The 5,934-nt window shown below is 65.3% G+C and carries 7 protein-coding genes, 1 tRNA gene and 1 pseudogene; 5 read left to right on the top strand and 4 right to left on the bottom strand.

What is annotated here, in order from left to right; translation table 11 throughout:
* Positions 1–380, bottom strand: a pseudogene (locus tag AC2VOG_RS19615) (galactose-1-phosphate uridylyltransferase); the annotation flags it as partial.
* The gene (locus AC2VOG_RS19610) at positions 377–1,123 is read right to left on the bottom strand and encodes a potassium channel family protein (protein WP_486941492.1); all 747 of its coding nucleotides are present in this window, start codon (positions 1,121–1,123) and stop codon (positions 377–379) included. The gene AC2VOG_RS19610 and the pseudogene AC2VOG_RS19615, both read right to left, overlap by 4 nt.
* A 114-nt stretch (positions 1,124–1,237) precedes the next feature.
* Between AC2VOG_RS19610 and AC2VOG_RS19605 the strand changes: the two genes are divergently transcribed.
* Entirely contained in the window at positions 1,238–1,900 is a 663-nt protein-coding gene (locus AC2VOG_RS19605) for a nitroreductase family protein (RefSeq protein WP_486941494.1), read from the top strand.
* Positions 1,901–1,918: 18 nt separating this feature from the next.
* Here AC2VOG_RS19605 and AC2VOG_RS19600 read toward each other — a convergent pair whose 3' ends face one another.
* Complete coding sequence (locus AC2VOG_RS19600; protein ID WP_486941491.1) at positions 1,919–2,575, bottom strand: LuxR C-terminal-related transcriptional regulator; 657 nt, start codon at positions 2,573–2,575, stop codon at positions 1,919–1,921.
* 87 nt (positions 2,576–2,662) lie between these two features.
* On the opposite strand from AC2VOG_RS19600, the gene AC2VOG_RS19595 reads away from it, so the two are divergent.
* On the top strand, positions 2,663–3,352 hold the full coding sequence (locus tag AC2VOG_RS19595) for a TetR/AcrR family transcriptional regulator (RefSeq protein ID WP_486941490.1): 690 nt from the start codon (positions 2,663–2,665) through the stop codon (positions 3,350–3,352).
* Between the two features lie 51 nt (positions 3,353–3,403).
* Here the strand turns inward: AC2VOG_RS19595 and AC2VOG_RS19590 are convergent.
* Positions 3,404–3,486: transfer RNA gene (locus tag AC2VOG_RS19590), tRNA-Tyr, on the bottom strand.
* 77 nt (positions 3,487–3,563) lie between these two features.
* On the opposite strand from AC2VOG_RS19590, the gene AC2VOG_RS19585 reads away from it, so the two are divergent.
* The 3 genes from AC2VOG_RS19585 to AC2VOG_RS19575 form a co-directional block, all read left to right on the top strand.
* A complete protein-coding gene (locus tag AC2VOG_RS19585; protein ID WP_486941489.1) occupies positions 3,564–4,055 on the top strand; it encodes a YajQ family cyclic di-GMP-binding protein in 492 nt (163 codons plus the stop codon).
* A gap of 43 nt (positions 4,056–4,098) precedes the next feature.
* Positions 4,099–5,571 (top strand): flavin-containing monooxygenase, encoded by a 1,473-nt coding sequence (locus tag AC2VOG_RS19580; RefSeq protein WP_486941493.1) that lies wholly within the window; start codon positions 4,099–4,101, stop codon positions 5,569–5,571.
* A gap of 56 nt (positions 5,572–5,627) precedes the next feature.
* Positions 5,628–5,934: NAD(P)-binding domain-containing protein (locus AC2VOG_RS19575; protein WP_486941488.1), on the top strand; the 307-nt coding region annotated here is incomplete at its 3' end.

Genomic DNA, 5,934 nt, shown 5'->3' with positions numbered 1-5,934 from the left:
AAGCAGATCACCTCGCACCGCCCCACCCCGTGCTGCGGCACGAAGCCCTCGGGCACGCAAGCGGGCGCACCGAAGCCGGCCAACGACGGGAACCGGTTCTCGAAGACCACGACGTCGTAGTCGGGTGCGGGCACCTCACTGGTCAGCCCGGTCGGCCCCGGACACAGCGGACATTGGTCGGGAGGCGGCTTATAGGTGCGGTCCTGTCGGCGCGCGGCGATGATCACCCACTGCCCGGTGGCCTGATCGAATCTCAGCTGCGACTGTCCGGGCTCGAATGGCGGCAGCGGACGACGATCGACAACCGGTGCCGGGGTGTGCCCGGGGAGCGCAAAGAACAACAGCTCGCGGCCATCGGCCAGCGTCGTTCGCGTGCTCATCGGGACCCATCTTGCTCGCTACGCGCCTGCTGGTTGTTCAGCTGGAGACTCAACCCCCGGATCTCGGCGCGAAGCTCATCGATATGCGCGACGGTGACCGCTTGGATGGCGTTCTCGTCGGCGGCGACGCGCTCGATGATCCACGACGCGAGGGCGGCGGTGACGACGCCGACCAGGCTGATGCCGCCGAGCATCAACAGCACGGCGATGATCCGGCCGGTGTTGGTGATCGGGTAGACGTCGCCGTAGCCGACCGTGGTGACCGTGGTGATCGACCACCACAGGGCTTTGCCGAAGGAGTTGATGGTGGCCCCGGGCAGGTGTCGCTCCTTGTCGAAGACGGCGAGCGACGCTGTGTAGATCAACAGCAGCACACCGGAGGCGGTATAGACGACAATCCGGCCGCGGAATGCATAGCCGATTGCCTTCTGCAGCAATTCAATCAGGATGAGCAGACGCAGCAGTCGAAGCGGCCGCAGCAACGGCAACGTCACGATGGCGAAGTCGAGCAGGTGCCGGACAAACCAGTGCCAGCGACGCGGTGCGAGGTAGAGCCGGGCCGCGTAGTCCACTATGAACAGGCCCCAGATACCCCAGTCAATCAACCAGAACTCGTGCGCTACGGGCTCGGGCCGCGGCGCGAGCACCTCGACGGAGAACAGCACCAAAAAGACGAAGGCCGCCGCGGCGAGCGGCCACTCGGTACGCCGCTCAAACCGCCGGAGATTAGCTTCGCTACGCATCCCGCCAGTTTCGTGGATACAGTCGGCTTTCGCCGGAATTTACCGGATCGCGTTTCCTCGTCAGATCACGTTCAGCCGTCGATGCACTACGGATTGTCGATGCACTATGGATTGATGGACATCTACGACGTCATGCGCACGACGTTCGCCGCGCGCACCTTCACCGACGACCCCCTGCCCGACGACGTCTTGGCGCGAATCCTCGACAATGCCCGCTTCGCGCCCAGCGGCGGTAACCGGCAAGGCGCGCGGGTGATCGTGATCCGCGGCCGCGAAACCCGTGAGAAGCTGGCCGAACTGTCGATGACCGGCGCGCGGCAGTACACGGCTCAGCTGGCCAACGGCGAAAGTCCCTGGAATCCGTTGCACGAACCGGGGCCGAGCTCCGAGCAGATCGCGGCGACCGACGTACCGGCGCAATTCACGGCCCCTCTGCGCGACGCCGCCGTGGTGCTGGCGGTCTGCGTCAACCTGGAGGTGGTCGCGGCGATGGACCAACGTCTGGATCGGATCGGAGTGATCAGCGGCGGGTCGGTCTACCCGCTGGTGTGGAACATCCTGCTGGCCGCGCGCAACGAGGGATTCGGCGGCACGATCTCGACGATGGCGGTGGCCGAGGAGCCGCGCGTGCGCGAGTTGCTGGGCGTACCGGAGACATACGCCCTCGCGGCGCTTGTGCCGCTCGGCAAGCCGACCCGGCAACTGACCAGACTGCGGCGCGCCGCCGTCGCCGAGTTGGCCACCCGGGAACGCTTCGACGGCGAGCCGTTCGGCTAGGCGGTGGCGCAATCACACTCAGACGTCGTGAATGCCGATCAGGCCGTCCTGCACGGCGCGGGCAAACAATGCCGCTTTGGAGGGAGCGGCGCGGTGTACGTCGCTGTAACGCCGCCGGATTCGCTGCAGATGGGTTCTGACCGTGCTCGGCGCGATATGAAGCTTCCTGCTGACCGCCTCCTTGTTGTCGGTGATCAGCCATTCGATGAGGACGCGTCTCTCTTGCGCGGTGAGCTGTGCGCGCCCATGCAGCTGGGCGGCCCGCACGGCGGCCGCGGCAATCGGCCCGCGAGCCGACTCGCCGCGTTGCGCGGCCGTAATTGCCTCGATGAGATGTTGTGGCGCTTCAGATTTCACGATGTAGTTGGCGGCGCCGACGTCTAGGCACTTCAGAATGATCTCCGCGGACAAGAAGCGCGAGTAGGCGACGACGCGATGCTTGAGTGTGCAGAGTTGCTGCAGACCTGCGTAGTCGGGCCGACACTCGCCACGTTCGGGATCGAAGACGATCACTTCTGGCGCGCCGAAGTCGCGGGGGTGCTTGTCGAGAAACTCAGCCACCGAGCGGTAGGCAGGCACGGTACCGGTCGCGATGGACGCGTCGGCGACCCAGCGCAGGACGCCGGCGTGGACCACAGGGTGGTCGTCGATCACGACCAGTGGGACGGTGCTCATCATCTGCGGCCTTGGGTCTAGTTTCCGGTATCCGGTACATCGCGTACCGGCTGTGAGATTAGCGGGACGCTACGTACCATGTAAAGTATGAGTTCGACTGGGCGGCCGGAAGGGGCCGTTGACGGACGAGCGGCCCGCTGGTCAGGGCAGCGGGACAAGCGTCGCGCGGAGTTCGTCGAGGCCGCGCTCGAGGCCATCGTCCGCTACGGGCCGCAGGCGTCGACCGAGCAGGTGGCCGACCACGTCGGGGTGACGCGCACCAAGCTGTATCGGTACTTCGACGGCGCGGCCGACCTGCACCACAGCATCGCCCGACGCGCCGGCGAAATGCTCACCGCCAAGCAGACACTCGTATGGGATGGGCCGATCAGCCCGATGCAGGTGGCCACCGGCACTGTGTCGATGCACGTGCGCTGGCGGCTGGAACACCCGAACCTGTACGAATACCTGACCCGCCATCCACTCAGCGATGACGCCCACGCCCTCGCCGCCATCCACGACGTCAATCGCGTGGTCGCCGCAAATCTGGCAGAGGTGATCGCGACGTTCTACCGCACGCTCGGGATCGACGAGCGCCCTGCCGTGCCACTGAGCATCGGGGCGATCGGCTTCGTCGAGTCCTCGGTGACCCACTGGCTCAACGACGACGTGCCGCTGCCCCGGAAAGAGTTCACCACCCAACTCGCCGAATGGATGTGGTCACTGCTGAACACCGCGCCGTTGAAAGCCGGGATTCAGGTCGACCCCCACGAACCGATCGCGCCGCGGACGCCGTAAAGAGAACGGGCCCGCAGCTCGACACTCGTGCTGCGGGACCGCGTACCTCGGTGGCAGATCCAGGATTCGAACCTGGGTAGGCGTTAGCCGACGGATTTACAGTCCGCTCCCATTGGCCGCTCGGGCAATCTGCCGTGGTGCGTGTAGCAGGATACAACGAAGATGTACTCAGACAACAAATGGCCAGCACCGATGGAAGGGAACGTATCCAATGGCGGACTCATCGTTCGACGTCGTGAGCAAGCTCGACCGGCAGGAGGTCGACAACGCCCTTAACCAGGCCGCCAAGGAACTGGGCACCCGGTTCGACTTCCGCGGCACCGACACCAAGATCGCCTGGAAGGGTGACGAAGCGATCGAGCTGACCAGCTCCACCGAGGAACGGGTCAAGGCCGCCGTCGACGTATTCAAGGAGAAGCTGATCCGGCGCGACATCAGCCTCAAGGCTTTTGACGCCGGCGAGCCGCAGGCATCCGGCAAGACCTTCAAGGTCACCGGCACCCTCAAGGAGGGCATCACCAGCGAGAACGCCAAGAAGATCACCAAGCTGATCCGCGACGAGGGACCCAAGAGCGTCAAGACCCAGATCCAGGGCGAAGAGGTCCGGGTCACCAGCAAGAGCCGCGACGACCTGCAGGCTGTCCAGTCGCTACTGAAGGGCGCCGACCTCGAGGTGGCCGTGCAGTTCGTCAACTACCGGTAACGTGATCGGCACCACAGTTCCGAGGTAGAAGCGGGGGGTCGTGATGGACACGGCAGACGTCGACGTCGTCATCATCGGCGCGGGCATCTCGGGGCTCGGCGCGGCCTACCGCATCACCGAGCGCAACCCGGGGACGCGCTACGTCATCCTGGAGCGACGCGAGCAGATCGGCGGCACCTGGGACCTGTTCCGCTACCCCGGCGTGCGGTCCGACAGCAGCATCTTCACGCTGTGCTTCCCGTGGGAACCGTGGACCAAAGCGGACCGGGTGGCCGACGGCGGGGACATCCGCCAGTACCTGAAGACCACCGCGCACAAACACGGGATCGACCAACACATCCAGTTCAACACCCACGTCCGCTCGGCGGATTGGGACTCCTCGACCGATACCTGGACCGTCACCGCCTCCCAGGACGGCGCCGAGAAGACCTACCGCGGCCGCTTTGTGTTCTTCGGGTCCGGTTACTACAACTACGACGAGGGCTACACCCCGGACTTCCCCGGAATCAGCGAGTTCGCCGGCACCGTCGTCCATCCGCAGCACTGGCCCTCCGACCTCGACTACCGCGACAAGAAGATCGTGGTGATCGGCAGCGGCGCGACCGCGATGTCGCTGATCCCGTCGCTGGCCGAGAATGCCTCGAAGGTGACCATGCTGCAGCGCTCTCCCACCTACCTGTTCTCGGCGGCCAGAAGCAGTGGGACCTTGAACGCCATACGAAACGCCCTGCCGCACCGGCTTTCTCATTCGTTCGCCCGGCAGAGCAATGCCCTGCTGGAAGGCCTGATCTGGTTGCTGGCCCGAAAGACACCGGGCTTCGTGAAGTGGTGGATCCGCCAGATCGCGGTGCACTACCTGCCCAAGGGCTACGACGTCGACACCCATTTCAAGCCGCGGTACAACCCGTGGGATCAGCGGCTGTGCCTGATCCCCGACGCCGACCTCTACGTCGCGATCGGCGACGGCCGCGCCGAGGTGGTGACCGACCACATCGACCACTTCGATTCCACCGGAATCGCTTTGAAGTCCGGCAAGCATCTCGACGCCGACGTGGTGGTCACCGCGACCGGTCTGCAGTTGCAGGCCCTGGGCGGGGTGACGGTGTCGATGGACGGCGCGGAGGTCAAGCCGCAAGACCGTTTCATCTACAAGGCGCACATGCTCGAGGACGTGCCGAACCTGTTCTGGTGCGTCGGCTACACCAACGCGTCCTGGACGCTGCGCGCCGACATGACCGCTCGTGCTACGGCAAAGCTGTTGGACCACATGGCCTCTCACGGCTACACCCACGCCTACCCGCATCTGGCCGGTGAGCCGATGCCGGAGAAGCCGGCGTGGGACATTCAGGCCGGCTACGTGCTGCGCGCCCCGCACGCGCTGCCGAAGTCGGGCATCAAACGGCCGTGGAATGTTCGGCAGAACTACTACGCCGACGCCATCGACTACCGCTTCGACCGGATCACCGAGGCAATGGTGTTCGGCACCGCTGCACACCAGGCCGCGCTGGCCGGATAACGGCGCATCTGGCCAACCGCCGGTAAAGATCCGGTGACCGCAATACGCTGGGCGACATGGCAGCAACGCGCGAACCGAAGGTCGTCGTTCTCGGTGGCGGATCCTGGGGCACCACCGTCGCATCTATCTGCGCGCGCCGCGGGCCGACGCTGCAATGGGTGCGCTCGGAAGAGACCGCCAAGGACATCAACGAAAACCATCGCAACACCAAATACCTTGGCGAAGAACACGTCTTGTCCGAAAGTTTGCGCGCCACCACCGACTTTGCCGAGGCCGCGCAGTGCGCCGACGTGGTGGTGATGGGCGTGCCGTCGCACGGCTTCCGCGGGGTGCTGACCGAGTTGGCGACCGAACTGCGGCCGT

This window comes from Mycobacterium sp. TH-M11, assembly GCF_057473725.1.
Note: the sequence above shows the minus strand (reverse complement) of the source record. Positions and strands in the feature narration are given on the sequence as shown.